The organism is Paenibacillus sp. JT22N12 (genome assembly GCF_056269365.1).
Genome location: NZ_JBWDNU010000010.1, coordinates 99,233 through 124,250 on the forward strand (window position 1 = coordinate 99,233; position 25,018 = coordinate 124,250).

A 25,018-nucleotide genomic window follows, 5' to 3' on the forward strand; every position below is an offset into this window, starting at 1 on the left:
ATTGTGGTCATTCATAGTTGAGCGATACGGAAGCACCGTAATTGCGCAGTTTATCTGCGTTGTTATGGTGCTTTTTTGTGTTTTTCAGACTCTTTATCAGGCAAAGCAGGGAGGGGAGACGCAGCGTGAACAAACGAAGTTTGATCGTTGCTGTCAAGGAATCGGGCTATATCGAGCGCTTAGCCGAATATATCCGTCATTCCCCGTTCGGAGAGGAATGGCAGCTGACAGCTTTTACAAATCCGGCTGCTCTGCGGCATTTTATTCGCGGGGGTTATGCTGTGGATCTGATTGCAGCCCAGCCATCCATTCTTGAAGAGATGGGCGAGCCGCCAATTGGCGTACCGGTTGCAGCGCTTATCGACCAAAGAGGGCAATATCCGCAAGGCACGGAGGTGCTGCAATACCAGCCTCTGCCGCAGCTGCTGCAGGCTATGTCCGCTGTCCATGCCGCAGCAGGCATGCATACGGGAATTCGGCAGGGGGGAGCGAATTCGCCTGTGATTGCCGTCTATTCGGCGGCCGGAGGAGTGGGCAAGACGACACTTGCGATTCAGCTTGCCCAGCAGGCGGGAGTCCGCGGCGCACGTGTTTTTTATTTGAATCTGGAACAGTGGAATGCGACGTCGCTGTGGCTGGGAGATGACGGTCCGGAGGATTTCTCGCAAATGCTTTACACCCTGCAGGCCCAGCCGGAGCAATCGTCTCTTCGATTATCGGAGCTGCGCAAACGCCATCCTACGCTCCAGATGGATTATTTTGCACCGGGCGGAAACGCCGGGGAGCTCCTGTCGCTAAACGGGGATCAGACAAGGCTGTTAATCAATACAATCGCCGGTTCCTGGCAATACGATCTGGTCATCGTTGATTTGGACAGCAGATTGGAAGAGCTTCATCATGCGGTGCTTCAGACTGCAGATCATACCTTGTGGCTGGTAACCGGGGACGCGGGAGTGCTCCGCAAAACACAGCTTGCCCTGCGCTACGGCGAGCAGAAATGGAGAGATGAATTTTTGGCTTACAGGCGAAAGTTCAAATTTATTAACGCCCGTTTCTGGAATAATGATTCCGTCTGCGAGGAGGCATTGAAGCTCCGTCTGGAGGAGTCGCTGCCTTTTGTGACGGAATGGATGAACGAGCATAAGGGGGCGGATGGCAGCAGCTCTCCCCTGTACCGGGGCGCTGTGGAAGCGCTGCTGGTCCGACTGGCTATTTTGGAAAGGGGAGGGGAAGATGCAAGAGGAAATCGTACTGCAGCTAAAAGCTAAGATACGCGGCCAGCTTGACATGGATAATGCGATATCCGATGCGGATTTCATGGGAGTAATTGAACGGACAGTTTTTCAATGGTCCCGCGAGCATCCCTTGACTGCAAGCGAGAAGGTGCAGTTGGTCCGCCGTCTGTTCCACGCATTCCGGGGGCTTGATCTGCTTCAGCCGCTGATGGATGACCCGACGGTAACGGAGATTATGATCAACAGCCATGAGGAGATGTTCATAGAGCGTGCCGGCAAGCTGACGCGGCTTCCGCAGTCCTTCGAAAGCCGCGAGCGGCTGGAGGATCTGATTCAGGCGGTAGTGGCCGGAGTCAATCGTGTCGTTAATGAGTCTTCTCCCATTGTTGATGCCAGATTGAAGGATGGGTCGCGTGTCCACATTGTGCTTCCGCCTGTTGCCTTGAAGGGGCCGACGATGACGATCCGCAAATTCCCGGAGAAGCCGCTTCACATGAATGATTTGATTGCGCTCGGGGCGCTCACGGAAGAAGCTGCGGCTATGCTGCGCAAGCTCGTAGCCGCCAAATACAATATTTTTATCAGCGGGGGAACGGGATCGGGCAAAACCACCTTCCTTAACGCCTTGTCCCAGTTTATTCCATCAGATGAGCGAATCGTTACAATCGAGGATTCAGCAGAACTCCAAATTGCCTCGATACCCAATCTGGTCTCGCTGGAGACTCGCAATGCCAATACCGAGGGCAAAGGCGAGATCAGCATGCGTGAGCTGATCAAGGCATCGCTGAGGATGCGGCCCAACCGCATCATCATCGGCGAGGTCCGCGGCGGGGAATCCATCGATATGCTGCAGGCGATGAATACCGGTCATGATGGGAGCTTATCAACCGGGCACTCCAACAGCGCCCGCGACATGATGGCCAGACTGGAGACGATGGTGCTCAGTGGAGCCGATCTGCCTATTAAGGTTATCCGTCAGCAGATCGGCTCGGCCATCGACATTATTGTCCATTTGTCCCGACTGCGCGACCGTACGCGCCGCGTGACGGAGATCTGTGAAATTACCGGCGTTCAGGATGGGGAAGTATCGCTCCAGTCGCTTTACCGTTTCGAGAAGGAGGGGGAGACAGCCGGACGGGTAATCGGCGCCTTGAAGCCTACCGGCAATCGGCTGAAGCGAAGATGGAAGCTCCAGATGGCAGGTCTAGAGGATGCAATCAGGGAGGAGGTGGGATGAAGCGGAAAATCAGGAAGAACAATGAGGGCTGGTTGGAATGGTTTGGCTGGCCTCTGGATGCTGACTCGGCCCGTAAGGTTCTGAGCAATAACGGTTTGCCGGATTATTCGGTATACCATCTGAGCAGACGCCAGTTCATCCTCGCCGCGGCTGTCGGATGGGCATTAATGTTTGCCGCGGCCTATCTTTTCTACCGCTCTGCAATTGTCGCGCTTATTCTATCTTTGTCCGGCTTGATCGCTCCACGGATCAATCGCAAGAGCCTCCTGGTCAGGAGAAGGGTGAGATTAACTCTTCAGTTCAAAGAGGCGTTGTATTCCGTTACCTCCTCTCTTGCTGCAGGGCGCTCCGTGGAGAACGCATTTGTTACTGCTCTGGATGACCTGAAACTGCTCTACCCGGATCCCGATACCGAGGTGTTGGTCGAATTTGAAATTATCCGAACCCGCATGGTCTATGGGGAGCCTCTTGAGCATGCACTCGAAGATTTGAGTCAAAGGGCTGGAATCGATGATATCGCCCAGTTTGTTGATGTGTTCGCAACCTGCAAGCGTTCGGGCGGAGATTTGGTTGAAGTGATCCGCAGGACATCGCAAACCATTGGAGAGAAGCTGGATATTCAACAGGATATTACGGTTATGCTTGCACAGAAACGTTATGAATCCCGGATTATGATGGCTGTTCCATTCGTATTCCTGGCGTTCCTTGGATTCAGTGCTCCCGACTATATGCAACCTCTGTATGGAGGAATCGGCTATGTGCTGCTGACGGTTTCTCTTCTGTTATTGCTTCTGTGCTACTGGATTATGACTAAAATTATGGATATTCGGATGTAAGGAGAAAGGGGGGAAAACATGAGCCTGCTGCTTGGAGCGGCTTTGACCATCGTGTGGGCCTGGGCCTTCATTATGTCAGGGAAAAAAGACAAGCATTACGCGGCCTCATTGACCGGCAAATCGTCGCTGGATACACAGAATAATCGAAAAATAGTGATCAAGCCGTTTTATTTTCTGCTGGACAGGTCCGGCGTTTGGGATCGCATACAGACAATGCTGACAGGTTTGCATGGAAAACTGCTTATACTGGGCGGAACAAGCTGGACAATCGAGTCGACAAGGCTTTTTGTTGCTTTTTCGGCGGGCATCGGCTACCTGGCCCTTATCGCCGGCTGCTGGCTCAGCTTGCTCAGCGGGGAGAACACCCTGCTGCTTGTCGGGGGTTTGCTTGGCATCGGGATTCCGGTAGCCAGATGGAGGGACACGGGGAAGAAAGTTGAGCGGCGCAAGCAGGAGATCCTGCTGATGCTTCCTGAAGTGCTGAGCAAGCTCATGCTGCTGCTGGGAGCGGGAGAAACGGTTCAGCGGGCGCTTCTGCGGTGCACCCTGCGGAAGGATGGCAAGCAGTCAAGCGTGTTGCTCGAAGAGCTCCGCCGGGCCAATGAAGGCATCCGCAATGGCGAATCCTTCGCAGCAGCGATGGAAGCCTTCAGCAGACGCTGCGCGGTGCAGGAGGTATCGTTGTTCACCACAACGCTGCTGCTCAATTACCGCCGCGGTGGAGACAAGCTTTCTCTATCGCTCAAGGAGCTGTCATATACCTTATGGGACAAGCGCAAGGCCGTTGCCAGATCCATGGGCGAAGAGGCATCCTCGAAGCTGGTTTTTCCTCTTGTAGGAATATTCCTTGTTCTAATGGTGCTCGTTGCCTCTCCGGCTATTATGCTGATGGGCGGGTAGAGTCTGCCGATACGGCACTTGCGTTCAATGACTGGAAAACACATAAATTCATTATGAGCGGATATCCGCAGCGACAAAAAGGAGAGCTTGAATATGGAAAAACAAATGAACGGTCTTCGTAAATTTTGGAGTGACGATGACGGTATCGGCACACTGGAAATCGTGCTTATTATTGCTGTAATTATTATTCTGGCGCTTTTATTCAAGGATTGGATTATCGGCTTGCTGCAGAATCTCATGGGCGAAGCGGATAACAAAGCCAACGAAATTTTTAATGAATAGCCGGCTTCAGCGTTGGCTTAAAGGGGAGGAGGGGAGTTTCACTTTGGAGTCATCCATGGTGCTTCCGGCTATCTTTTTCGCTCTCCTCACTCTCATAATGCTGAGTATGTATATGTACCAGAAGGTCGTTCTTTATGATGCCGCCTCGGTCTCTGCGGAGCGGGCCGCATTCCGTTGGGATAACAGCTACCGTGACCCGCTGAGCGGCATGGGGCAGACAGGTCATTATGATGGTCTCTATTGGCGGATGTCCGATAATGGCGCTCTGCAATCGCTCTTCGGTTTTGGCGGGAGCAGCGGGAGCGGTGAATATGTTGTGGCTATAGGTGGCGACGTCGTCAGCGGTCAGGATGAAAGTATAGATGAGACTCCCTCCGCACTTCCGGCAGCTAAAATGGGCAAGATCGCACAGAGGATTCCGCAGCCCTTCGAGGGCGAAATGAGCTACTCCTACGGACTGCTCCAGAAACGAATCGGAGTCAAGCTGAGGCAGCCTTTGTCCATTGGGCCCCTGGAAACTATGCTGGGGCATTCCGAGCCCAGAGCCGTCAGCGAAGCTGCTGTTGTTGATCCTGTAGAGCTGATTCGGAACATCGATCTGGTGAGGTATTATACAGCAAAATTCGGAAATGCGCCTGACGCCGATTCCAAGCGAAAACAAGCCTCAAAGGTGCTTGAGAAACGTTCCCTGATGAAAAAGTAAAAGGGAGCCGATATGGAAAAAGGCTGAGAATGGGGGGGATGAACGTCAGAGGATATAAGCATGACGATCAGCAAGGCCAGCGCCGGAGAGGATTTATAAATAGCGAGGATGGTGCAGTTTCGATTTATCTTATCGTTGCCACTACAGGCATTCTGCTGCTGACATCACTGCTTATTGATTATGCGCGGATTGCCGCGTTTCAGAAGCAGCTGGAGGTTGCGGCACAATCCGGCGTCCGCTCTGCGCTGTCCGCATATGATGGCCCGTTGTATGAGAAGTATGGCTTGTTTGGCGCCGGCGGAACGGACAGGAATGAAATATTCCAGCATGTCACGCAGAACAACTGGACTAGTGATCATAATGCTTTTCAAATGCTGCGTATACAATCAGAGAACTCACATGTGAACAGCTATGAGGTTCTTGGTACGCATGAGGTTTTTAAGCGGCAGGTGCTGGAAGAGATGAAATATAAAGCGCCAATTGATTTTACACTTGAAGTGGTCTCCAAATTCGCTCCTTTGGCTGGGGCGATGAAGGAAGCTGCGGCTTCCGTTGAGGTGCTCGAAGAAGTCCGCAAGCTGTATGACGAGCGGGAAAAGCATCTGCGGGAAGCATTGGAGCTGCAGCGAAAATCGGCCCAATCTGCGGAAGAGGGGATCGCTGCTTTCTTTCCGGCGGGCGGTTCGGGCTCGTCAGGGGGAACGGCTGCAAATATTATATCCGGTTATAGCTCATATCTCGGCTGGATTACCCATGATTCTGCACTCCCTGAAGGGGAGAGACCCATGTATGCGATGGAAATAAGCTCTTATGCATATTCGGCGAGAACGGCCTCCAATGAATTAATAGAAGCAAGCCATAAGGCGTTGGCGCGGCATCGGGAGCTTGAGCTGAAAGCTTCGCAGGAATTGGAGGAAGCCCGGCGCTGCAATAATGAAATGAGGACGGTTATTCAACAGCTGCAGGAAAATCAGGACAGCAGCGGTTATGACCGGATAGACGGCGAGCAAACGGATGATCAGCCGGCGTCTGATGCTTCGGCGAATATTTCGCAGCTGCAGCAGGCTAGACAGAGTTCCGAGGATATGCTTCTCTCCGATGATTGGTTTACTGCCTACAAGGGGGAATTATCTGCACAGACGGCGGGTTTTGCTGCATTTGATGACGGGACAGCGGAATTTCAAAGCGCTGTATCGATGGCTCTCTCAAACCCGGGTTCAAGCTCATTAATGTCTGCCAGCGCGGGTGGACTGCAAAATGAATTCAATCATTATGCGGCCAACTATATTAGGCCGGCTGCAATTATCAGCGCCAGGGCCAATGAGATGAATGGGCGCCAGTCATCAGACGAACAGCGGAAGCAGAAGGAAGAACAGGCCAAATCCAAGTGGAGCGAGGTTCGCGGCTGGATGAGTGGGATGAGCGCTTCCGCAAATTCGGAAAATCAAAAAGCTTTCGATGAAGTCAAACAGCGTTTCGAAGCCAATCTTCACTTTAATGAGCTGGCTGGGGACAATGAGCTGCCTGAGGCTGAACAGCTTGATCCTTATGATGCTGCAGCATCCTCCATGGACGGCATGGGTTCGATATTCTCGGGGATGGCCGACATGCTGACAGGCATTCGCGATCCCTTGTATATGAACGAATATATCGTTCACCGCTTCCATGCTTATGATCCGAAGCATTTTGAGTCTATTATGACAAGCGGAGGCGGAAGCGAATTTGCAGATTCCCTGAGCCTGGACAATCAGGAGGTAGAATATATATTGTACGGGTTTCACGATCCTGCTGCCAATATTGCCGCTGCATACGGTGAAATATTTGCTTTTCGGCTTGCAATCCGGACCATGGAGGGCCTGGTCGAAAGCAGAGGTTTGGGGCATCCCCTCCTTGTGCTTGCCGGGGCTTTACTTTATGGCTTGGAGAAATCCATCGGGGATATGATGATGCTGGCCAAGGAAGGGAAGACCTCCTTGTCCAAATATGTTTCCACGGATTTAACCTATCCTGATTATTTGCGGGTATTTCTGCTGGTGCATGGGAGCAGTGACAAGCAGACAGCGCGGACGATCGCAGTTATCGAGCAGAATACAGGAATGACGCTGTCCGGAACCTCAACGGGTGTATCCGGTGAGCTGACTGCTTCGGTTAATCTGTGGTTTTTGCCGGGGCTGCTGAAAAGCTTTACGGCATCCGGTATTTTGAATGGAAAGGTGAAGGGCAGCCGCTATGAAGCGACAAAAACGATCGGCTGGTCGTACCAGTAGACGTCAGGGCGAATCGGGAAGCATTGCGCTTGAAGCAGCGCTTATCATGCCGATTGTGCTTATGGTCATTATTTTCTTCATTTGTCTGATCCGTTTATGTTCGGTGCAGATGGCTCTTCATGGTGCGGCATCGCAGACGGTCCGGCAGGCGGCTGCCAATATCCGTCCGGTTGAGCTTGCTTCCCATTATCTCTCGGAGCAACTGCCTTCATCCGAACCTTCTTCACCGTCTGCATTTCAGCCGCCTCTTCCTGATATACCCCTTGTTGCTGAAAAGCTGGAGGACTGGCTTCCTGCCCCTGCCGGTTTGTTGATGACGGCGATGTTGACGGGAGATTGGAAGCCTGTGCAGGATGTCGCAACGACCGAACTGGCACGTGCAGTAATAGAACCGATGCTGCGGCAAGAGGCGGATCAGTCGATTCTTGAGCCGGACCAGCTTAAGCTGAGCCTCCTTTCACTTCCGGATCTGGAGGATCGCGCCGAACCTTATCTTCGGATCGAAGCGGAATATACATTCAAGCTCGGTTTTCCATTCACCCAAAAAACGATTGTTCTTAAGGATCAGGCTGAGGAGCGTGTATGGGTCAGCGATGCTATTCAGGCTCCGCGTGGAGATGCAGAGGGTGGGGAGACAGCAGAGGCTCTAATCCAGATTGTGTCCATTGAACCTGATCCTCTCAGACCAGGGCGTCAGGCGAGCCTGGTCGTTCAGACAGATCCCGGTCGGACGCTTGATCTGGTTATCGATTATAAGAGCGGGCGGAGCCAGGCGAAGCATTTGGGGGCAGCCACGGCAGATGGTGAAGGTAAAGTGCTCTGGCAGTGGCTGGTTTCGGGCAATACAACGCCTGGCGTATGGGAGCTGACGGTTACGGCTGATGACGGTACGAAGGTTACCAGACATTTTGTGGTACAGAAGAGAACGGGGTAACCATTCCCCTACAGAGGGGGGATTGCCGTTATGGAATCATGGATTTCCGGCGCTGCCGCTGCGCTGCTGCTGTTAGCAGCCTTCATTAGCGACATCAGGGCAATGCGAATTCCGAATGTGCTTACGGCATCTTTTTTTGTCGCTGGCTGCTGCTATCATCTGTTCGCCGGCGGCATCAATGGCGGTTACCATTCGTTACTGGGTGCTTTGGCGGGTTTCCTGCCGCTGCTCGCAATATATGCGCTCAAGGGAATTGGAGCTGGAGATGTAAAGCTGTTCGGGGCGCTTGGCGCATGGATTGGCGCTGCGGCGGTTGTTCAGGTCATGATGTACGCCATCTTATATGCTGGTGCAGCTGGTGCTGTGTTATTGTTCTTTCACAGCAAACTCGGAAGACGCATGAAAGCATGGCTGTATTCTCTGCTTGTTCCGAACGTATGGAGTAAGCGGGAGTCGTTCAAGGAATTGGCTGCGGAGGGTTTGCGTTTTCCATTTATGCTGGCGGTTGCTCCCGGGGCTTTGACCTTCTGGTTAATCATTGGTTTGTAGAGGAAGGAGGAATGCAGGATGGGATTAGAAGCTTTTCGCATCGATTTTTCGATGAATCGCGGCCACGAGATGATCGTTGACCGGGAATCGGGCATAACCCGCGAGATGTTGGATGAGATTGAAATTCATATGCTGCAGGCGCAAAAAATCCCTAAGCTGCTTGATGTGGATTGGATTGATATCGACGGGAGAGTCAGCTTTCGCTATCCGTTGAACGGAAAACGAATGCTCATGCATAAGCTGCAATCGCATTCGCTAACGATGGGGGATTTCTACTTGCTGCTGCTGGCGATCGTGGAGGCCATCGATGATTGCCAGCATTATATGCTCAGGCCTGCCGGATTTATGCTGCATGAGCAGTATCTCTTTGTGGGTGAGCGCTGGCAGGATATCGGCCTCGCCTATATTCCGCTGATCGGGGAAGGGGTTCATCCCTCAGCGGGTGAAGCTATGCTTGCGATGGCTGTGCGCTGGATCGCGCATATTGATCAACCAGATGGCATCGGGCTGCAGCGGGTTTTCCAGCATTTGAAGGGTGAGTATATTTCCTGGGGAGCATTAAGACAAACCTTGCTGACCTTGGTTCAGGATCATCACCTTGGTGTCCGGGACAAAGTACCTGTACCTCCTCCTGCCGAACCGATTCAATATAATAAGGGCAGGGTTATTCCCGGACAGCCGAACAGTCTGCTGCAGCCTGTTCTCAGTGATCCTGGCATAACGGTGCAGGAAGAGACGACATCGCGAAGCAGAGCTGAACCTCTGGCACCGAAGGTTGAAGCAGCTGCAGGAAAGAGAGCCGGAGACGGGAGATTTACAGCAATTCCAGAGGGAGGAGAGCTGCCATTCTTGCAGCTTGACGATGAGGAGGCGAGGGATGAAGCGGAAGCCGGCTCTTCGAGACAGAAATGGATCCTGGGCTGCCTGTTTATTCTGGCTGTCGCCTTGATATGGCGATATCTGTATATGGCTTCGCCGACACGAACCAGTCTGTTGATCAGTTTGGGACTCACTTTAATGGTGGGAGCTGGGATGCTGTTCTATAAACGGAAAGTCGGCGGTAGTGAGGATTCTGATTTTGAGGGGGAGAGCGTGGGCAAATGGTCCGACGATGAAGAGGGGTTTGTACCGGATTCATCCTTATTAAATCGGGGCAGCGTTACGATGAATCGTGAGCTTCCGGCGGTGATGAGCTCCTGGTCAACCCGTCTGTCAGGTCTCAAAGCGCAGGCATTCGCACAGGGTCCCCCCCCTGTTCCTTCCGGACCATCCATGGCAGTCCCGGATGGCTATGCAGATGCACCCGCAATGAATCATTCACCACAAGGATTTGATTATCATCACTCAAACCAACAATCTATTAACGAGTCGGATGCAGGACGGGGAAAGGCAGCCCCATCGCCTTCGTTTACTATTCCCTCCCAGGAAGGGTCCGTGCCCACACAAAACATGGAGGTTCAACAGGATATAACCGTGCTGCTAGGGGGTGACGCTCCCGCAGCTCAGGAGCGACAGCTGATTGTTCCATGGCTGGAAAGAGACGCGGAGGGCAAGATGGACAAGGTGTCCATGGTGTTCGAGCGTTTTGTCATTGGTCGATCAGCCGAAGCGGCGCATTATGTGGATGCCTCATCAGGAATTTCCCGCTCGCATGTGGAACTGATGGCAGCAGGTGAAGCATGGACAGTCCAGGACGTCGGATCGAGGAATGGAAGCACGCTGAACGGAGACAGCATGATTCCATATAAAATTTACCAGCTCCAACATGGCGACATTTTACAGCTTGCAGGCGACAAAGGCCCGAAATATAAATTTCGGGCCGAATAATCCGTTATGCTGTTCTATAACAAGGTTTCTACGTTAAGCTACTTATCCATTATGCACAGCGATATTCTCCATTGCGCTTTTTATGGTGGGATAATAAAATTCAAAACCATTATTCAACGCTTTGCCCGGGACAGCCCGCTGCCCCTCCAGAAGCAGCGTCGACAGCTCGCCGAACATTAATTTCATCATGAAGCCGGGGACCGGGAACCAATGCGGTTTGTGGAAAGCAGCCCCCAATGCACGGCCGAACCGGTCATTGGTTACAGGCTCGGGAGCGCTCGCGTTAATGGGACCTTTGATTTGGCTGTTATCGATGCAGAATAGAAGGAGTCGAACCATATCCTCAATATGTATCCAGGACAGCCACTGCTTTCCGCTGCCGATTTTACCTCCGGCAAACAGGCGGTAAGGCATCAGCATTTTAGGGAAAGCACCATCGTCGCTGGCGAGCACTACACCTACTCTTACCTTGACCAGACGGGAGACATGGATGCGGTCTGCTGCGGCTTCCCACTTCTGCGAAACGGCCGAGAGAAAGTCGTTTACGCTGATTGGGCTCTCTTCATCGAATATTTTATCTGTTGAAGTGCCATATATCGATATACCGGATGCATTGACGACAACATCGGGCTTTTGCTGCAGAGAAGCAACCAGCTTCTCGATTTGCTCAGCAGCATCGAGACGGGATTGAAGAATTCGGACCTTGGCTGATTCGGTCCATTTCTGATTTATGGATTCGCCTGCCAAATTCACAATCGCGTCAATACCCTCAAGAATCTCTGGAGATTTAACGAGATCCTCCCAGGTTATCTGCTTCAATCCCGTTCGTTCATGCCGTAAGGAGCTTGTTCGGGAGATGATGGTTACTTCATTCCCGCGGTTAAGCAATGCATCAACAAGCCTGCCTCCAACAAAACCGGTCCCGCCGGTCACCGCAACCTTCATCCCATGCGCCCCCATTTTCATATGCACAATTTATGATGAGTATGGTTTGATTTATCGTCCTGTTCTGTTATCCCCTGAAGGGTGCAGTTATTTTTGCTTGATGCTTTTCAGCCAATATTGCTTGACCTTTTCACCATCCACATCTGTATCCTTCTCGATGTATTCATAAGTAACGTTGGAATTATCGCTTAGGCTGGTGAGCTGCTTGGACACCTCATCATCCACTTGAAAGACAGTCGCCGTATCATTCATCTTGATTTCCACGGAATGGGTGTCCACTTCACCGACGTACTCTCCCTCCCCCTTCAACACGGTATCCTGGGCAGGGTCTGTATTTGCGCTCCCTTCCGTTCCGTTATCAGGGGATTCGGATGAACCGGAATTCGCATTGTCCGGTGCCGAGTTATTTGAACCTGAATCAGGTACAGCCGTACCGGGATCTGTCACGCTTCCATTATTATTCGTGCTTCCACTGTTGTCCGTGCCGCTATTGCTGTTTGTACTTCCATTGTTGTTCACATCTGTATTGGCCGGCAGTGAAGTGTTGCCATTGTCCTGCGTATTATTGTTTCCCCCGCTGTTGCAGCCAGCCATAACGGCAAGAGCGATTGCACAACCGATCAGCCAAAGCGTTCTCTTGTTTTTGCTTCGTTTTATTTGTGTATGGTTCATTGAAGAACACCTCCTGCTATCTTTAACGTATGTATACCCGATTAGGTTTCCTTTCAATCTGACATAAGCCATGCTGCGGATACAGGTAAAGCCACCTGCGGGGTGGCTTTAAGCTGCGGTTTTACTGGCTTATAGGCAGGAAGCGAGGGGCTCCTGTTTATTTGTTTAGCAAGTGCTTGTAAGGAGTATAATCGATCCCCTGTTTCTCCAAAAAGCTGACAAGGCTGCGGTAATCACGTTTGGGCGTGGCGCGAATATAGCCTTCGATGCAATGGCCCTGTGTGACCTCAGACGCTCCGCTTTCTACGGCAACCTGAGCGATTTTTGCGGCAATGGAATGTTTGGCGATATCGCGGAAGGCTTTGGGGACAGGCGAAACCAGCCGCTCAAGAAAGGTCTTTGAATCTTCCGGCCACATTTCCCTGCTGCGGTCGACCCAATAGTTCTGCCAATCAAGCTTGGATTTGCCGTCACGCTTGGGCAGAACCTTCAAAAATTTACGGAACATAAAGTAACCGCCTATTGACATAAATCCGAGCATGACAAACGCCCAGAAAACGATAAAATACATAAACCAATTCGGCGTGTTGCCCATATCCGATCACCTCTTCATGCTATTATACCCGATGCGCAGCTGCCATTGTAAGCAGAAGGCCCCATTGTTCCTTGGCTGCAGTTGAATTTATTATAATCCACGTCGCGCCCAGGCTGCAACAACAGGATAGGAAGGAATGATCTGCACGAAATAATCTGCTTATATGCAAAATAAGGCTGAGCGGACAGACTCCTAGATTTATTTTTCTATTCCCTGTAAAATGAGAGGGACAAACATAGTTGATAGACGGGCTGCTAGTAATAGAGGCTGTTATAGATGAAGGGAGCGAGTGAATAAATTATGTTGAAAATCGGGTCCCATGTTTCGTTTTCTGACAAAGGGCTGCTGACCGCAGCGCGAGAGGCAATCTCATACGGTTCGAGCTCCTTCATGATCTATACCGGAGCACCGCAGAACACCAGACGCAAGCCAATAGAAGATCTATACATTGAAGAAGGCAGGGCTTTGATGAACGAAGCCGGCATTAACGAGATTGTCGTTCATGCCCCTTATATTATTAACCTGGGTTCTTATAAAGAAGATACGTTCGAGCTGGCTATCCGTTTTCTGCAGGAGGAGATCCGCCGCACCGACAAGATTGGCGTCCGCAACATCGTGCTGCATCCCGGCGCATACACCGATAAGGATGCGGATTACGGCATTGCCCGAATAGCCGAAGGACTTAATGAGGTGCTTGACGGCACCAAGGAAACGAACGTCAATATCGCTCTTGAGACTATGGCCGGCAAAGGAACGGAAATCGGCCGCAGCTTTGAAGAGCTCGCACGCATCATAGAAAAAGTACATGAGAATGATCGGCTGACAGTCTGCATGGATACTTGTCATATGCATGATGCCGGATATGATCTCATTGGCGATCCGGACGCGGTATTTTCCGAATTTGACCGGATCGTTGGGCTGGACCGGGTTGCCGTTGTTCATGTCAATGACAGCAAAAACGGGCGCGGGGCGGGCAAGGACCGTCATGCTCCTGTCGGTGCGGGCTTCCTCGGCTATGAAGCGATCAACAGAATCGTGCATCATTCGGAGCTGCAAGGTCGGCCTTTCATTCTGGAGACGCCGTGGATCGGCCAGGAAGACAAGAAGCAGCGCCCTATGTATGAAGCGGAAATCGCTTTGCTGCGGGGAGACACCAAGGAACGTTTCGGGGAAGAGTTTCTCGGCGACGTTGAGCGTCTGCACCACTTCTTCGGCAAGCAGGAAATCGATCACCGGGATTTTGTGCTCCAAACCTGGGATGTGCTGAAAAATGATGCGAAAGCGAAGAAGGCTGATCCGCGGGAGCCGATGGACCGGTTATATCAGCTTGTAGCAGAGAACCGTATTCTTCCCGAGCTGTCGGAGGAAGCGATCAACCAGCGCATTACGGGATGGTTTGCAGGCAAAGAGCTGCTTGTGAACGCATAGGGCTGCTTGTGAACGCATAGGGCATAGGCAGTAGATCTTGCGGCATTAAATATCAAAGGCGATGGAAGGAAGTCTGCAACTTTATGGCAAACACGTATCAACCCCAGCAGTTCTCGGACCGTCCCGACAAACGGAACCGGGCAAGAATGCTGATTTCATGTCCGGACCGGTCGGGGATTGTCGCTGCTGTCTCCCAGTTTTTGTACGAGCACGGAGCAAATATCGTTCAATCGGATCAATATTCCATGGATCCGGGCGGCGGAATGTTTTTTATCCGTTTTGAGTTTGACCTTAATGACCTGGAGCGTGAGCTTCCTGTCCTGCAGGAGGATTTTACCCGGGTATCCGATCGCTTCGATATGAAATGGTCGATTTTTCGCGCCAGCCGCAAGAAACGTCTTGCCGTATTTGTATCCAAGGAAGACCATTGTCTGCTGGAGCTGCTCTGGCAGTGGCAGGCGGGCGATTTGGAAGCCGATATCGCGATGGTTATCAGCAATCACCCCGACATGGGAGAGTTGGTTAAGTCCTTCGGTATTCCCTATCATTACATTCCTGTAAAAGCAGACACGAAGGCGGAAGCTGAGAAACAGCAGCTTGAAGCGGTCGTCGGCAAAGCCGATCTGATCGTATTGGCACGCTATATGCAAATTATTACTCCGAAGTTTATCGAGCAGTTCCCGAACCGGATTATTAACATTCATCATTCCTTCCTGCCGGCGTTTGTCGGAGGGAAGCCTTATGCTCAAGCATATCAGCGCGGAGTGAAAATTATCGGGGCTACGGCGCATTATGTGACAGAGGAGCTTGATGGCGGACCGATTATCGAGCAGGACGTGCAGCGAGTCAGCCACCGCGATGATGTCGACAATCTGAAGCGGATCGGCAGGACGATTGAGCGTGTTGTGCTCGCCCGTGCCGTGAAGTGGCATATCGAAGACCGCCTCCTGGTGCATCAGAACAAAACGGTTGTTTTTAATTAACATAAACTTCATGAACATGAAGAGCATGACCTGGCATGTGAAACGTATCTGATCCGCAGCGGCGGATGGGATACGTTTTTTTTATTGTCCACAGGAAGCATAATTCAGCAAACTGGAGGATTTGCATGACAAAGCATAATTACGAAAAATAATGCAGTACAGCCTCGCCCGGTTCGGCTTATTCGGTCAGCAGTCTTGGAAGATTCGACTGAATGTTTGCCCTGCGGTTTGATAAAGGATGGAAATGGGGAAAAGGTAATGGTACAATATTTCAAAGCCAGTGCGCGCAAAAATAGACAGCGCAACACCAGAAAAAACAAGGGTCATCTTGCGTTTATAAGTAAAGTTTTGAAGGTTTATTTATACTTTCTTATAAATGAAGAGAGACTAGGAATGGACATGAGAACAGGAGGAGTTAAAAGTTATGACAGTCACACAGAAATCCATCGACCAGCTTTCTGTCGATACGATCCGCACCCTTTCCATCGATGCGGTTGAGAAAGCTAATTCCGGCCACCCGGGTATGCCTATGGGTGCTGCACCGATGGGATACCAGCTCTTCGCCAAAAGCATGCATCACAACCCTTCCAATCCGACATGGATTAACCGCGACCGTTTCGTATTATCGGCAGGTCACGGCTCCATGCTTCTTTACAGCCTGCTGCATTTATCCGGTTACGACCTTCCTCTGGAGGAGTTGAAAAACTTCCGTCAATGGGGTTCCAAAACGCCGGGTCATCCGGAGTTCGGCCATACGGCCGGTGTTGACGCAACAACCGGGCCGCTGGGGCAGGGGGTAGCCATGGCAGTAGGTATGGCAATCGCCGAGGCACAGCTGGGCGCCACTTACAACAAGGAAGGCTTTAAAGTAGTTGATCATTTCACATATGCGATCTGTGGCGACGGAGATTTAATGGAGGGTGTTTCGAGCGAAGCGGCTTCCCTTGCAGCCCATCTGAAGCTCGGCAAACTCGTTATGCTTTACGACTCTAATGATATCTCACTTGACGGCGAACTGAACATGTCCTTCTCGGAAAATGTTCATGGACGCTTCGAAGCTTATGGCTGGCAGGTGCTGCGCGTTGAAGACGGCAATGATCTGGATGCTCTTGCCAAAGCTGTTGCGGCAGCGCAAGCGGAGAGCGGCAAGCCGACTCTGATCGAAGTGAAAACTGTAATCGGCTACGGCAGTCCGAACAAAGGCGGCAAGGGCGGACATGCCGGACCGCATGGTTCACCTCTCGGCGCCGACGAGACCAAGCTGACGAAGGAGTTTTACGGCTGGAACAATGAGCCGTTCTTCGTGCCTGATGAAGTTCGCGCTCACTTTGCCGAGGTGAAGGCAAACGGCGAGAAAGCCAATGCGGAATGGGACAAGCTGTTCGCTGACTATAAAGCCGCACATGCCGATCTGGCCAAGCAATTTGAAATTGCGATCAGCGGCAAGCTTCCTGCGGGCTGGGACAAGGAGCTTCCTGTCTATACGACAGAGGACAAAGCGATATCCACGCGAGTTGCTTCAGGCAATGCGCTCAATGGATTGGCCAAAGGCGTGCCGAATCTTGTCGGCGGGTCGGCAGATCTGGAGAGCTCGACCATGACGCATCTCAAAGGCTTGCCGGTTTTCAAGGCGGGTGCATACGATGGCCGGAATATTTACTTCGGTGTTCGTGAGTTTGCGATGGCTGCAGCCATGAACGGGATCAGCCTTCACGGTGGATTGAAAATTTACGGAGGCACATTCTTCGTCTTTACCGATTACCTGCGTCCGGCAATTCGTCTGGCATCCATAATGAAGCAGCCGGTAGTGTATGTTTTGACGCATGACAGTATCGCTGTCGGCGAAGACGGACCCACTCACGAGCCGATCGAGCAGCTTGCATCGATCCGTATTATTCCGGGTCTGACGGTGATCCGCCCTGCCGATGCCAATGAAACCTCCGCAGCCTGGGCTTATGCGCTTGAGAACGGCAGCAAGCCGGTTGCGCTGGTATTGACTCGCCAGAATCTGCCGATCCTTGAGGGTACAATCGCAAATGCCCGCGAAGGAATCGCCAAAGGCGCTTATATCGTATCCGATGCTGCCGGAGGTAAGCCGCAAGCGCAAATTATTGCGACCGGTTCGGAAGTGCAGCTAGCTGTCGCTTCCCAGAAAGCTCTGGCAGAAGAAGGCATCCAGGTTCGTGTTATCAGCATGCCGAGCTGGGATCTGTTCGAACAGCAGCCGCAGGCTTACAAGGATTCCGTATTGCTCCCGGATGTTAAAGCGCGTCTGGCTGTTGAAATGGCTTCCCCGTTCGGTTGGGAGCGTTATGTAGGCGACAAGGGCGCCATTCTCGGAATTGATACATTCGGCGCATCCGCCAAGGGCGACCGTGTCATTGCAGAATATGGCTTCACTGTTGCGAACGTAGTCAGCAAAGTGAAAGAATTGCTGTAGGCTAAAAGCGCCGGCAGCAGCTTGAATGAGGCGGGGGCGGTCACAATGCGGCCTTCAGTCCCCGCCTTCTTTCTAAAGAAATGACATTATTCGTTTCTACCGAAGTTCGTTCTAAAACATCCCACCTATAATAAAAGGAGTTTATACCCACATGTCCCAGTTCGAAAATGTAACCATTGTCAAGAAAGCCAATACCTATTTTGACGGCAAAGTGACCAGCCGTACCGTGCTGTTTGCCGATGGCACAAAAAAAACGCTTGGCATCATGCTGCCGGGGGAATATGAGTTTGGCACAGATGACAAGGAAATTATGGAAATCCTCGCCGGTGAACTGCAAATCCTTCTGCCCGGAGACGAGCAGTGGATTACGATCTCCGGAGAAGGCGAGTTCACGGTTCCTGCGCATTCCAAATTCAAGCTTAAGGTGACAGGCGTTACCGACTACTGCTGCTCTTATATTCAAGAATAACCGTGAAAAAAAGCTGCTCGATGCTCATCCATACGGATAAGCAGAGCAGCCTTTTTTGTAAACGTATGAAAGTATAAAACTCCATCATACATCGCTTATATTTCCGAAGGAAAAAACTTGGCTTTAATCGCCAAAGGACGGCGGGCAGCTGTATCTTCTTGAAATGTCAGAGAAAAACGGGCCAAAACGGGCCGCAGGCTCAGTCGGCAATGATGACCTGCTTGCCTATGTAAGCTTCCAGCTGCAGCCGCTGATAGGGCGCAAGGCCTGCCAGCATGCAGCCGTAACGGAACTGGCTGCCGCTCGTTTCGATCCGGATGATGCGTCCGGTAACCGGAGGAAGCTCCGAATCCTTGGGGAAATGGATAACAATAAACATATCCAGCTCAAGCGGGGAAGAAGATGATATTTGAATGCCGCTGTCGGAGAGATCCCATAGCATGCCTTCAATCAGCTGGCCGGAGAAGGCGCCTTCCTGCTCCCATTGATAGACAGACAGCTTCAATGGAATCTGCAGCTCCACCCGCTCGCTTTTTCGTCTGTCACCAGTATCCGATCCGCTCCTGCCTGCAGCTTCTGAGGTGGCTGCAAGCTCGTTCCGCAGTTGCTGTGTACCGCCGTGGTTGGTAAGGCGCTTGTCAATCCACTGCTCATAACAGTTGGCCAGGGCCGACAGATCGAGATCGCCAAGCCCCATGGACTCGCCCATCTGGAAGAGGCTCTTGACCGTCTCCAGAACGGGGGTTGGCGTCTTCAAGCCATCAGAGAGAGCAGAAGAAAGACGAAGATCCTTCAGCATCAGGGAAAGGGAGAATTGAACGCTGAAGTCGCGGTCAAGCAGCCGTGGCCCTTTCATCTCGGCCATCCGGCTAGCCGCGCCGCCGGACTGCACGAGTTCAATGAAGGAGGCAGCATCAATGCCGCCGCTTGCCGCAATGGCCATGCCTTCGACCAGTCCGGCAATATTAATGCCGACTACCGTATTATGGGCAAGCTTGGCAGTTGCTCCGCTGCCGCTTGGTCCCATGGGAATGACTTTACGTCCCATGGCCAGCAGCACGTCGCTGATGCGGTGAGTCACTTCGATGTCGCCGCCGACCATAAATACAAGCGAGCCGTCCTCGGCGGACGGTTTGCTCCCTGTGACGGGCGCATCCAGGAAGTCGGCGTACCGCTGCGCGGAATCGGCAGCCAGCTGCCTTGCCAATGCAGGCGAAATCGTGCTGCTGTCGACAATAATCGTGCCGGGCATAACGCTGCTGAGCAGGCCGTTCTCACCATAGTAGGTTTCACGAATGGCATCGTCGTTGCTGATCATCGTAATGATCAGCTCTGAGCTGCGGGCGAGGGCAGCCGGTGAAGCGGCTTCTTCGCCGCCAAGCTCGAGGAGCTTGTCCACTTTGCCCGGCGTACGGTTGTAAAGTGTAACGTGATAACCTTTGCGAAGCAAGTTTGCCGCCATCGGTGCACCCATGACACCAAGGCCAACAAAACCGATTTTATTCATCCACTTTCATCTCCTTGTCAGGTGAATCATGATCTTCTCATTTTATCATAAACAGGCCTGGAGAAGAATTGGACAACCTTCGGGAACAACTGCCGTATATGTGGTTTTCGCGTTCAATTGCCGCCTGTGTCCTGCCTGCCCGGAACACCGGGAGCTGCTGGAGGACGGCCGGAGCTGTCTCCGCTAGCCTTGTTTTTGCCTGGGAAATCCATTATTCTAATGCTATCGTAGGACATGCTTACGAGGTGCTTTTTCTCCCTGACAGGCAGGAAGATATCCATGAACGTATCGCCAAAAACTTAGGAGGTTTCACCCATGAGTAAAGCAGTGAAATTTGATTACAGCAAGGCGCTTGCTTTTATTGGTCAGCACGAGATCGACAATTTAACCCAACAGGTACGGGCGGCGCATGACCAGCTGCATAACGGAACGGGCGCGGGCTCCGATTACCTGGGATGGATTGATCTTCCGAACAATTATGATAAAGAAGAGTTTGCACGCATTCAGAAGGCGGCAGCGAAAATCCAGTCCGATTCCGAAGTGCTGATTGTCATCGGCATAGGCGGATCATACCTGGGCGCTCGCGCGGCTATCGAGATGCTGTCGCATTCCTTTTATAATTTACTGCCGCAAGGACAGCGCAAAACGCCGCAAATCCTGTTCGCCGGCAACAATATCAGCTCTACATATCTGACCCATCTGCAGCAGCTGCTCGAAGGCCGCGACTGGTCGGTCAACGTGATCTCCAAATCCGGCACAACGACAGAACCGGCCATTGCCTTCCGGATTTTCCGCGAAGCGCTGGAGAACAAATACGGCAAGGAAGAAGCGCGCAAACGGATCTACGCCACAACCGACCGTGCTCAGGGCGCACTGAAGAAGCTGGCTAATGAAGAGGGCTACGAGTCATTCATTATCCCGGATGATGTTGGCGGACGTTATTCTGTATTGACCGCTGTCGGGCTTCTGCCAATCGCTGCTGCCGGCATTGACATTGATGCCATGATGAAAGGCGCGTCGGACGCCTCGATGGCTTATGCCAGCCCGGATCTTGCCGAGAATGAGGCCTATCAATACGCCGCAGCCCGCAATGCCTTGTACCGCAAAGGAAAAGCGACTGAAATCCTCGTCAATTACGAGCCATCGCTTCATTTCGTCTCAGAGTGGTGGAAGCAGCTTTTCGGAGAAAGCGAAGGCAAAGACTACAAGGGGATTTTCCCGGCGGCAGTCGATTTCTCGACGGATCTGCATTCCATGGGGCAGTTTATCCAGGAGGGCAACCGGAATATTTTTGAAACGGTGATCCAGGTGGAGAATGTCCAGGAGCAGATCACGATCGGTCATGACGAGAACAATCTGGACGGGCTTAACTTCCTGACTGGAAAAACGATGGATTTTGTCAATAAGAAAGCATTCCAGGGCACGCTGCTTGCGCATACGGACGGTCAGGTACCGAACTTTATCGTCAATATTGCCGATCTTACGCCTTACACTTTCGGCTATCTCGTTTACTTCTTCGAGAAAGCATGCGGGATCAGCGGATATCTGCTTGGCGTGAATCCTTTTGATCAGCCGGGCGTTGAAGCTTACAAGAAGAATATGTTCGCCCTGCTTGGCAAGCCTGGTTTCGAGAAAGAAAAAGCCGAGCTGGAAGCACGCCTATAATCCTCTGCCGGCAAGGAGTTTGCAACTGATATGCTGAACCGATACAAGACGCTCCGTCAGCAGGCAAGCGGCGAGATCGTCATCAGAAAGTCGCGTTTCATCGGGCATGGCAAGCCGGTAGAATCGGAAGCCGAAGCTGCCGCCTTCATCGATGAAATCAAGAGGCAGCATCGAGATGCGTCGCATAATTGTTCGGCGTATCTGATCGGTGAGCGTGACGAATGCCAGAAGCAGTCGGATGACGGTGAACCAAGCGGCACAGCCGGCAAACCGATTCTGGAAGTGATGAAGCACCAGGAGCTCAAAAACTCCGTTATCGTGGTCACCCGGTACTTCGGCGGCATTATGCTCGGCGCAGGCGGGTTGATTCGCGCCTATGCCGATGGCGCTGTCGCGGCAATTGATGCGGCTCAGCCGATTGTGAAGATCCTCCGCCGCGAGGTGATCGTGGATGTGGATTACACTTGGTACGGCAAGCTGGAGAATGAGCTGCATGCCAAAGGCTGGAGGGTCGGCGACACCGCGTTTACCGACCGTGTGGTAATGACCTGCCTGCCGGAGGAACCGGAGGCCGAGCGTTTTACAGCCTGGATGACGGATGTGACCCAGGGGCGGGCGATCATTACGAACGGCAATACCAAATATGATATCGAAGGGGAATAGCCCTTCATTTGAACTCCCCGGAGATGTGGCCGGGGAGTTTATTTTTTCTCATAAATACGATCATTATTTCTTATATAAGCATTGACTGGACAGGCAGCTATCTGCTACATTATCAATACCGAGTAATTTAATGGGAATTAGCGCGATTCCACAAGGAAAGCGCCGGGAGGTAAGTCAGCTTGAATTTTATGATGCGCAGCCGCTGGTGGAGTTTCGGTTTTCGCAGCACCATTATGCTTTATTTTATTGTTTTAATCATTTTGCCGATTATCGGAATTTACACGCAAGCGTTTACTCTGGGCTGGGGGCCATTCTGGGAAAGCATCACCGATCCACTTGCGTGGAAGGCGGTTCTGCTCACAATCAAGCTTTCGGTTATTGCGACTGTTATTAATATGCTGCTGGGCACCATGATCGGATGGGTATTGATCCGTTACCGGTTTCCGGGCCGGCGGCTGCTGAACAGTCTGGTTGATTTGCCATTTGCGCTGCCGACGGCTGTCGGCGGATTAATGATATTGCTATTGCTGGGACCTAACAGCTTTGTTGGGGGATTGGCCGATAATCTCGGTTTTCAGATTGTTTTTCACGAACCCGCTATAATTGTGGCGATGGTATTCGTCACCTTCCCGTTTGTCATCCGGGCGATTCAGCCGCTGCTGGAAGAGATGGACAAATCGGAGGAGGAGGCATCTTACACGCTAGGCGCTTCCAAGGCCCGAACCTTCTTTCAGGTGATATTTCCGTCGATGCTGCCAGGCATTCTGAGCGGTTCGATGCTGGCCTTCTCCAGGGCGCTCGCCGAATTCGGGGCGGTTGTGCTTGTGGCGGGCAATATTCCGGGCAAGACCTTGATTGCAGCGGTTTATATTTTTGGTGAGATTGAAAGCGACAATACGCAGGGTGCAGCCGCCACCTCGGTGCTGCTGCTCACGCTATCCTTTCTTATTCTATGGGCCGTCAACCTCGTTCAGACGAGGAGGGCGGACAAATGAAGAGGCTGTGGATTCCGCTTACGTATCTCGTATTTCTTATACTGCTGATTGCGCCGATCGTGAAGATATTCACCGGTGCCTGGGCGGATGGCTGGAGCGGCTTTGCTGAAGCGCTGACCCGCAGGGAGGCGCTGAACGCGCTGATGATGACAGGCATTATTGTCCTTGTCGTTACGGCCATCAATACCTTGTTTGGTGTGATGCTGGCCCTTTATCTGGTCCGGGCGACCTGGCTGGGACGAAGGATCAAGCAGTTGCTCAACAGCATCGTCGATCTGCCGTTCGCGGTTTCGCCGGTCATTGGCGGCCTGATGATTGTGCTGCTGCTGGGACCAAGCTCCATCATCGGTACGTTCTTCGAGGATATCGGCTTTAAAGTGGTGTATGCGCTGCCGGGGATGATTCTGGCGACCCTGTTCGTTACATTCCCGCTCATGGTCCGGGAGGTAATGCCGGTGCTGCAGGAAATTGGAGCCCAGCAGGAAGAAGCCGCATCGACGCTTGGCGCCTATTCCTGGTATACCTTCTGGCATGTGACCTGGCCATCAATCCGATGGGGTGTAATCTATGGCGTCGTTCTGACCGTCGCCCGGTCATTGGGGGAATTTGGCGCCGTGCTGGTCGTCTCGGGCAATATAATGAACAAGACACAGACAGCGACAACGCTCGTCTATCAGGATGTTGAGAATTTCAATGTGACGGCTGCAAACGGTGTGGCGCTTGTGCTGGCGGCTTTCTCTGTCGGACTTCTGCTGCTCATGGAATGGGCCAAAAAGCGAAAGGAAGTGCATTAGACGATGCATATCGAGGTGCGCGGATTAAACAAGCAATTCGGTGATTTTCATGCGGTGCGCGATGTCAGCTTTGACATAGAGAAGGGAAGGATGATTGGCCTCCTGGGACCGAGCGGCGGGGGGAAAACCTCTATTCTCCGCATGCTGGCCGGACTGGAACAGCCATCTTCCGGGGATATCGTATTTCACGGCAAACGGGTCAATGATCTGCCGCCGCAGGAGCGCGGGATCGGGTTTGTGTTCCAGAACTACGCCTTGTTCAAACACATGACCGTTTACGACAATATAGCTTTCGGCCTCAAGGTGAAGAAGCAGTCCAAGGGAGCCATTCGCGACCGCGTTATGACCCTGGTTGAGCTGACGGGGCTCAAGGGTTTCGAGCATCGTCTGCCGCATCAATTGTCCGGCGGCCAGCGCCAGCGCGTCGCGTTTGCCAGAGCCTTGGCGCCTGAGCCTCAATTGCTGCTGCTGGATGAGCCGTTCGCAGCGATCGACGCCAAGATCCGCTCCGAGCTTCGCACATGGCTGAAGGAAATGATTGAACGTGTGGGCATTACCTCCATATTCGTCACGCATGACCAGGATGAGGCCATCGAGGTAGCAGACGAGATTATGATTATCAATAAAGGGCGGCTGGAGCAAAAAGGGTCGCCATGGGATATATACAAAAATCCGCAAACCCAGTTTGTGGCGAGCTTCATCGGAGAGTCCACGATCGTATCGCAGGTGGAGAATCTCAAGGGCTTCGAGGATGCATCCAAGTGGCCGGGAACCCAGGCGCTTATCCGTCCGGAATATATCGAAATCGGCAGGCATAATGAATTCCGCATTGCATCTGCGACTGCGCGGGGCAAGGTCAAGCATGTTCATTTCCGCGGCAGCGAGTGGATGGTTGAGGTAGAGGTTGGCGATATCAAGCTGATCACGTACCGCTCGCTGGAGAAGGAAGTCCTGCAGCCTGGAGACGAGGTCAGTGTGCTGATACACCGGGCCTATCTGTTTAATGATAATGACACATGGATCATGGAGAATAAGCTGAAGGAAGACCCCATGCCGATTCATATCTAACAAGGAGGTGCTCTGCGGATCTCG

The 25,018-nt window shown here is 52.2% G+C and carries 23 protein-coding genes; 19 read left to right on the top strand and 4 right to left on the bottom strand.

What is annotated here, in order from left to right; translation table 11 throughout:
- The first annotated feature begins 125 nt into the window (after nucleotides 1–125).
- From AC0YOA_RS28150 to AC0YOA_RS28195, 10 genes are all read left to right on the top strand, one after another.
- Nucleotides 126–1,268 (top strand): AAA family ATPase, encoded by a 1,143-nt coding sequence (locus AC0YOA_RS28150; protein ID WP_475789453.1) that lies wholly within the window; start codon nucleotides 126–128, stop codon nucleotides 1,266–1,268.
- Nucleotides 1,234–2,472: a CpaF family protein gene (locus tag AC0YOA_RS28155; protein ID WP_475789454.1), complete on the top strand. Its 1,239-nt coding sequence runs from the start codon at nucleotides 1,234–1,236 to the stop codon at nucleotides 2,470–2,472. The genes AC0YOA_RS28150 and AC0YOA_RS28155 overlap by 35 nt, the downstream gene beginning before the upstream one ends.
- Entirely contained in the window at nucleotides 2,469–3,308 is an 840-nt protein-coding gene (locus AC0YOA_RS28160; protein WP_475789455.1) for a type II secretion system F family protein, read from the top strand. Before AC0YOA_RS28155 ends, AC0YOA_RS28160 begins: the two co-directional genes overlap by 4 nt.
- A gap of 18 nt (nucleotides 3,309–3,326) precedes the next feature.
- A complete protein-coding gene (locus tag AC0YOA_RS28165) occupies nucleotides 3,327–4,208 on the top strand; it encodes a type II secretion system F family protein (RefSeq protein ID WP_475789456.1) in 882 nt (293 codons plus the stop codon).
- A 93-nt stretch (nucleotides 4,209–4,301) separates the two neighbouring features.
- A complete protein-coding gene (locus AC0YOA_RS28170; RefSeq protein WP_210038191.1) occupies nucleotides 4,302–4,490 on the top strand; it encodes a Flp1 family type IVb pilin in 189 nt (62 codons plus the stop codon).
- A 43-nt stretch (nucleotides 4,491–4,533) separates the two neighbouring features.
- Nucleotides 4,534–5,193 carry a pilus assembly protein gene (locus AC0YOA_RS28175; protein WP_475789457.1) on the top strand — a complete coding sequence of 220 codons (660 nt, stop codon included), beginning with the start codon at nucleotides 4,534–4,536 and terminating at the stop codon, nucleotides 5,191–5,193.
- A gap of 38 nt (nucleotides 5,194–5,231) precedes the next feature.
- On the top strand, nucleotides 5,232–7,460 hold the full coding sequence (locus tag AC0YOA_RS28180; RefSeq protein WP_475789458.1) for a hypothetical protein: 2,229 nt from the start codon (nucleotides 5,232–5,234) through the stop codon (nucleotides 7,458–7,460).
- Nucleotides 7,423–8,394 carry a TadE/TadG family type IV pilus assembly protein gene (locus AC0YOA_RS28185; protein ID WP_475789459.1) on the top strand — a complete coding sequence of 324 codons (972 nt, stop codon included), beginning with the start codon at nucleotides 7,423–7,425 and terminating at the stop codon, nucleotides 8,392–8,394. The genes AC0YOA_RS28180 and AC0YOA_RS28185 overlap by 38 nt, the downstream gene beginning before the upstream one ends.
- Nucleotides 8,395–8,424: 30 nt before the next feature.
- Complete coding sequence (locus tag AC0YOA_RS28190) at nucleotides 8,425–8,943, top strand: A24 family peptidase (RefSeq protein WP_210038195.1); 519 nt, start codon at nucleotides 8,425–8,427, stop codon at nucleotides 8,941–8,943.
- A gap of 18 nt (nucleotides 8,944–8,961) precedes the next feature.
- Nucleotides 8,962–10,770 carry a DUF6382 domain-containing protein gene (locus AC0YOA_RS28195; protein ID WP_475789460.1) on the top strand — a complete coding sequence of 603 codons (1,809 nt, stop codon included), beginning with the start codon at nucleotides 8,962–8,964 and terminating at the stop codon, nucleotides 10,768–10,770.
- Nucleotides 10,771–10,812: 42 nt separating this feature from the next.
- Here the strand turns inward: AC0YOA_RS28195 and AC0YOA_RS28200 are convergent, their stop codons facing one another.
- The 3 genes from AC0YOA_RS28200 to AC0YOA_RS28210 all read right to left on the bottom strand — a co-directional run bounded on the left by AC0YOA_RS28200 (nucleotide 10,813) and on the right by AC0YOA_RS28210 (nucleotide 12,982).
- The gene (locus AC0YOA_RS28200) at nucleotides 10,813–11,715 is read right to left on the bottom strand and encodes a TIGR01777 family oxidoreductase (RefSeq protein ID WP_475789461.1); all 903 of its coding nucleotides are present in this window, start codon (nucleotides 11,713–11,715) and stop codon (nucleotides 10,813–10,815) included.
- Nucleotides 11,716–11,802: 87 nt separating this feature from the next.
- A complete protein-coding gene (locus AC0YOA_RS28205; RefSeq protein ID WP_475789462.1) occupies nucleotides 11,803–12,387 on the bottom strand; it encodes a hypothetical protein in 585 nt (194 codons plus the stop codon).
- Nucleotides 12,388–12,544: 157 nt separating this feature from the next.
- Complete coding sequence (locus tag AC0YOA_RS28210) at nucleotides 12,545–12,982, bottom strand: DUF2621 domain-containing protein (protein WP_210038199.1); 438 nt, start codon at nucleotides 12,980–12,982, stop codon at nucleotides 12,545–12,547.
- A gap of 300 nt (nucleotides 12,983–13,282) precedes the next feature.
- Here AC0YOA_RS28210 and AC0YOA_RS28215 point away from each other — a divergent pair, with 300 nt between their 5' ends.
- The 4 genes from AC0YOA_RS28215 (at nucleotide 13,283) to ppnP (ending at nucleotide 18,302) form a co-directional block, all read left to right on the top strand.
- On the top strand, nucleotides 13,283–14,410 hold the full coding sequence (locus tag AC0YOA_RS28215; protein WP_475789463.1) for a deoxyribonuclease IV: 1,128 nt from the start codon (nucleotides 13,283–13,285) through the stop codon (nucleotides 14,408–14,410).
- An 83-nt stretch (nucleotides 14,411–14,493) separates the two neighbouring features.
- Nucleotides 14,494–15,393 carry a formyltetrahydrofolate deformylase gene (gene purU / locus AC0YOA_RS28220; RefSeq protein WP_475789464.1) on the top strand — a complete coding sequence of 300 codons (900 nt, stop codon included), beginning with the start codon at nucleotides 14,494–14,496 and terminating at the stop codon, nucleotides 15,391–15,393.
- A gap of 424 nt (nucleotides 15,394–15,817) precedes the next feature.
- A complete protein-coding gene (gene tkt / locus AC0YOA_RS28225) occupies nucleotides 15,818–17,833 on the top strand; it encodes a transketolase (protein WP_475789465.1) in 2,016 nt (671 codons plus the stop codon).
- 151 nt (nucleotides 17,834–17,984) lie between these two features.
- Nucleotides 17,985–18,302: a pyrimidine/purine nucleoside phosphorylase gene (ppnP, locus tag AC0YOA_RS28230; protein WP_475768521.1), complete on the top strand. Its 318-nt coding sequence runs from the start codon at nucleotides 17,985–17,987 to the stop codon at nucleotides 18,300–18,302.
- A gap of 199 nt (nucleotides 18,303–18,501) precedes the next feature.
- On the opposite strand, the gene AC0YOA_RS28235 is transcribed toward ppnP, so the two are convergent.
- The gene (locus tag AC0YOA_RS28235) at nucleotides 18,502–19,809 is read right to left on the bottom strand and encodes an NAD(P)-binding domain-containing protein (RefSeq protein WP_475789466.1); all 1,308 of its coding nucleotides are present in this window, start codon (nucleotides 19,807–19,809) and stop codon (nucleotides 18,502–18,504) included.
- A 315-nt stretch (nucleotides 19,810–20,124) separates the two neighbouring features.
- Between AC0YOA_RS28235 and AC0YOA_RS28240 the strand changes: the two genes are divergently transcribed.
- The 5 genes from AC0YOA_RS28240 (at nucleotide 20,125) to AC0YOA_RS28260 (ending at nucleotide 24,994) form a co-directional block, all read left to right on the top strand.
- Nucleotides 20,125–21,474 (top strand): glucose-6-phosphate isomerase, encoded by a 1,350-nt coding sequence (locus tag AC0YOA_RS28240; RefSeq protein ID WP_475789467.1) that lies wholly within the window; start codon nucleotides 20,125–20,127, stop codon nucleotides 21,472–21,474.
- A 30-nt stretch (nucleotides 21,475–21,504) separates the two neighbouring features.
- Entirely contained in the window at nucleotides 21,505–22,137 is a 633-nt protein-coding gene (locus AC0YOA_RS28245; RefSeq protein ID WP_475789468.1) for a YigZ family protein, read from the top strand.
- A 188-nt stretch (nucleotides 22,138–22,325) separates the two neighbouring features.
- Nucleotides 22,326–23,132: a sulfate ABC transporter permease subunit CysT gene (gene cysT, locus AC0YOA_RS28250; RefSeq protein ID WP_379114083.1), complete on the top strand. Its 807-nt coding sequence runs from the start codon at nucleotides 22,326–22,328 to the stop codon at nucleotides 23,130–23,132.
- Nucleotides 23,129–23,926, top strand: a complete 798-nt coding sequence (locus tag AC0YOA_RS28255; RefSeq protein WP_210038208.1) for a sulfate ABC transporter permease subunit — start codon at nucleotides 23,129–23,131, stop codon at nucleotides 23,924–23,926. The genes cysT and AC0YOA_RS28255 overlap by 4 nt, the downstream gene beginning before the upstream one ends.
- A gap of 3 nt (nucleotides 23,927–23,929) precedes the next feature.
- A complete protein-coding gene (locus AC0YOA_RS28260) occupies nucleotides 23,930–24,994 on the top strand; it encodes a sulfate/molybdate ABC transporter ATP-binding protein (RefSeq protein ID WP_475789469.1) in 1,065 nt (354 codons plus the stop codon).
- Nucleotides 24,995–25,018 lie beyond the last annotated feature (24 nt).

What these genes read in the sequence shown, in the direction of transcription:
- AC0YOA_RS28155 (WP_475789454.1), top strand. Translation starts at nt 1,234, where the DNA reads ATGCAAGAGGAAATCGTACTGCAGCTAAAAGCTAAGATACGCGGCCAG.
- AC0YOA_RS28160 (WP_475789455.1), top strand. Translation starts at nt 2,469, where the DNA reads ATGAAGCGGAAAATCAGGAAGAACAATGAGGGCTGGTTGGAATGGTTT.
- AC0YOA_RS28165 (WP_475789456.1), top strand. Translation starts at nt 3,327, where the DNA reads ATGAGCCTGCTGCTTGGAGCGGCTTTGACCATCGTGTGGGCCTGGGCC.
- AC0YOA_RS28170 (WP_210038191.1), top strand. Translation starts at nt 4,302, where the DNA reads ATGGAAAAACAAATGAACGGTCTTCGTAAATTTTGGAGTGACGATGAC.
- AC0YOA_RS28180 (WP_475789458.1), top strand. Translation starts at nt 5,232, where the DNA reads ATGAACGTCAGAGGATATAAGCATGACGATCAGCAAGGCCAGCGCCGG.
- AC0YOA_RS28185 (WP_475789459.1), top strand. Translation starts at nt 7,423, where the DNA reads ATGAAGCGACAAAAACGATCGGCTGGTCGTACCAGTAGACGTCAGGGC.
- AC0YOA_RS28190 (WP_210038195.1), top strand. Translation starts at nt 8,425, where the DNA reads ATGGAATCATGGATTTCCGGCGCTGCCGCTGCGCTGCTGCTGTTAGCA.
- AC0YOA_RS28195 (WP_475789460.1), top strand. Translation starts at nt 8,962, where the DNA reads ATGGGATTAGAAGCTTTTCGCATCGATTTTTCGATGAATCGCGGCCAC.
- AC0YOA_RS28200 (WP_475789461.1), bottom strand. Translation starts at nt 11,715, where the DNA reads ATGAAGGTTGCGGTGACCGGCGGGACCGGTTTTGTTGGAGGCAGGCTT.
- AC0YOA_RS28205 (WP_475789462.1), bottom strand. Translation starts at nt 12,387, where the DNA reads ATGAACCATACACAAATAAAACGAAGCAAAAACAAGAGAACGCTTTGG.
- AC0YOA_RS28210 (WP_210038199.1), bottom strand. Translation starts at nt 12,982, where the DNA reads ATGGGCAACACGCCGAATTGGTTTATGTATTTTATCGTTTTCTGGGCG.
- AC0YOA_RS28215 (WP_475789463.1), top strand. Translation starts at nt 13,283, where the DNA reads ATGTTGAAAATCGGGTCCCATGTTTCGTTTTCTGACAAAGGGCTGCTG.
- purU (WP_475789464.1), top strand. Translation starts at nt 14,494, where the DNA reads ATGGCAAACACGTATCAACCCCAGCAGTTCTCGGACCGTCCCGACAAA.
- tkt (WP_475789465.1), top strand. Translation starts at nt 15,818, where the DNA reads ATGACAGTCACACAGAAATCCATCGACCAGCTTTCTGTCGATACGATC.
- ppnP (WP_475768521.1), top strand. Translation starts at nt 17,985, where the DNA reads ATGTCCCAGTTCGAAAATGTAACCATTGTCAAGAAAGCCAATACCTAT.
- AC0YOA_RS28235 (WP_475789466.1), bottom strand. Translation starts at nt 19,809, where the DNA reads ATGAATAAAATCGGTTTTGTTGGCCTTGGTGTCATGGGTGCACCGATG.
- AC0YOA_RS28240 (WP_475789467.1), top strand. Translation starts at nt 20,125, where the DNA reads ATGAGTAAAGCAGTGAAATTTGATTACAGCAAGGCGCTTGCTTTTATT.
- AC0YOA_RS28245 (WP_475789468.1), top strand. Translation starts at nt 21,505, where the DNA reads ATGCTGAACCGATACAAGACGCTCCGTCAGCAGGCAAGCGGCGAGATC.
- cysT (WP_379114083.1), top strand. Translation starts at nt 22,326, where the DNA reads ATGATGCGCAGCCGCTGGTGGAGTTTCGGTTTTCGCAGCACCATTATG.
- AC0YOA_RS28255 (WP_210038208.1), top strand. Translation starts at nt 23,129, where the DNA reads ATGAAGAGGCTGTGGATTCCGCTTACGTATCTCGTATTTCTTATACTG.
- AC0YOA_RS28260 (WP_475789469.1), top strand. Translation starts at nt 23,930, where the DNA reads ATGCATATCGAGGTGCGCGGATTAAACAAGCAATTCGGTGATTTTCAT.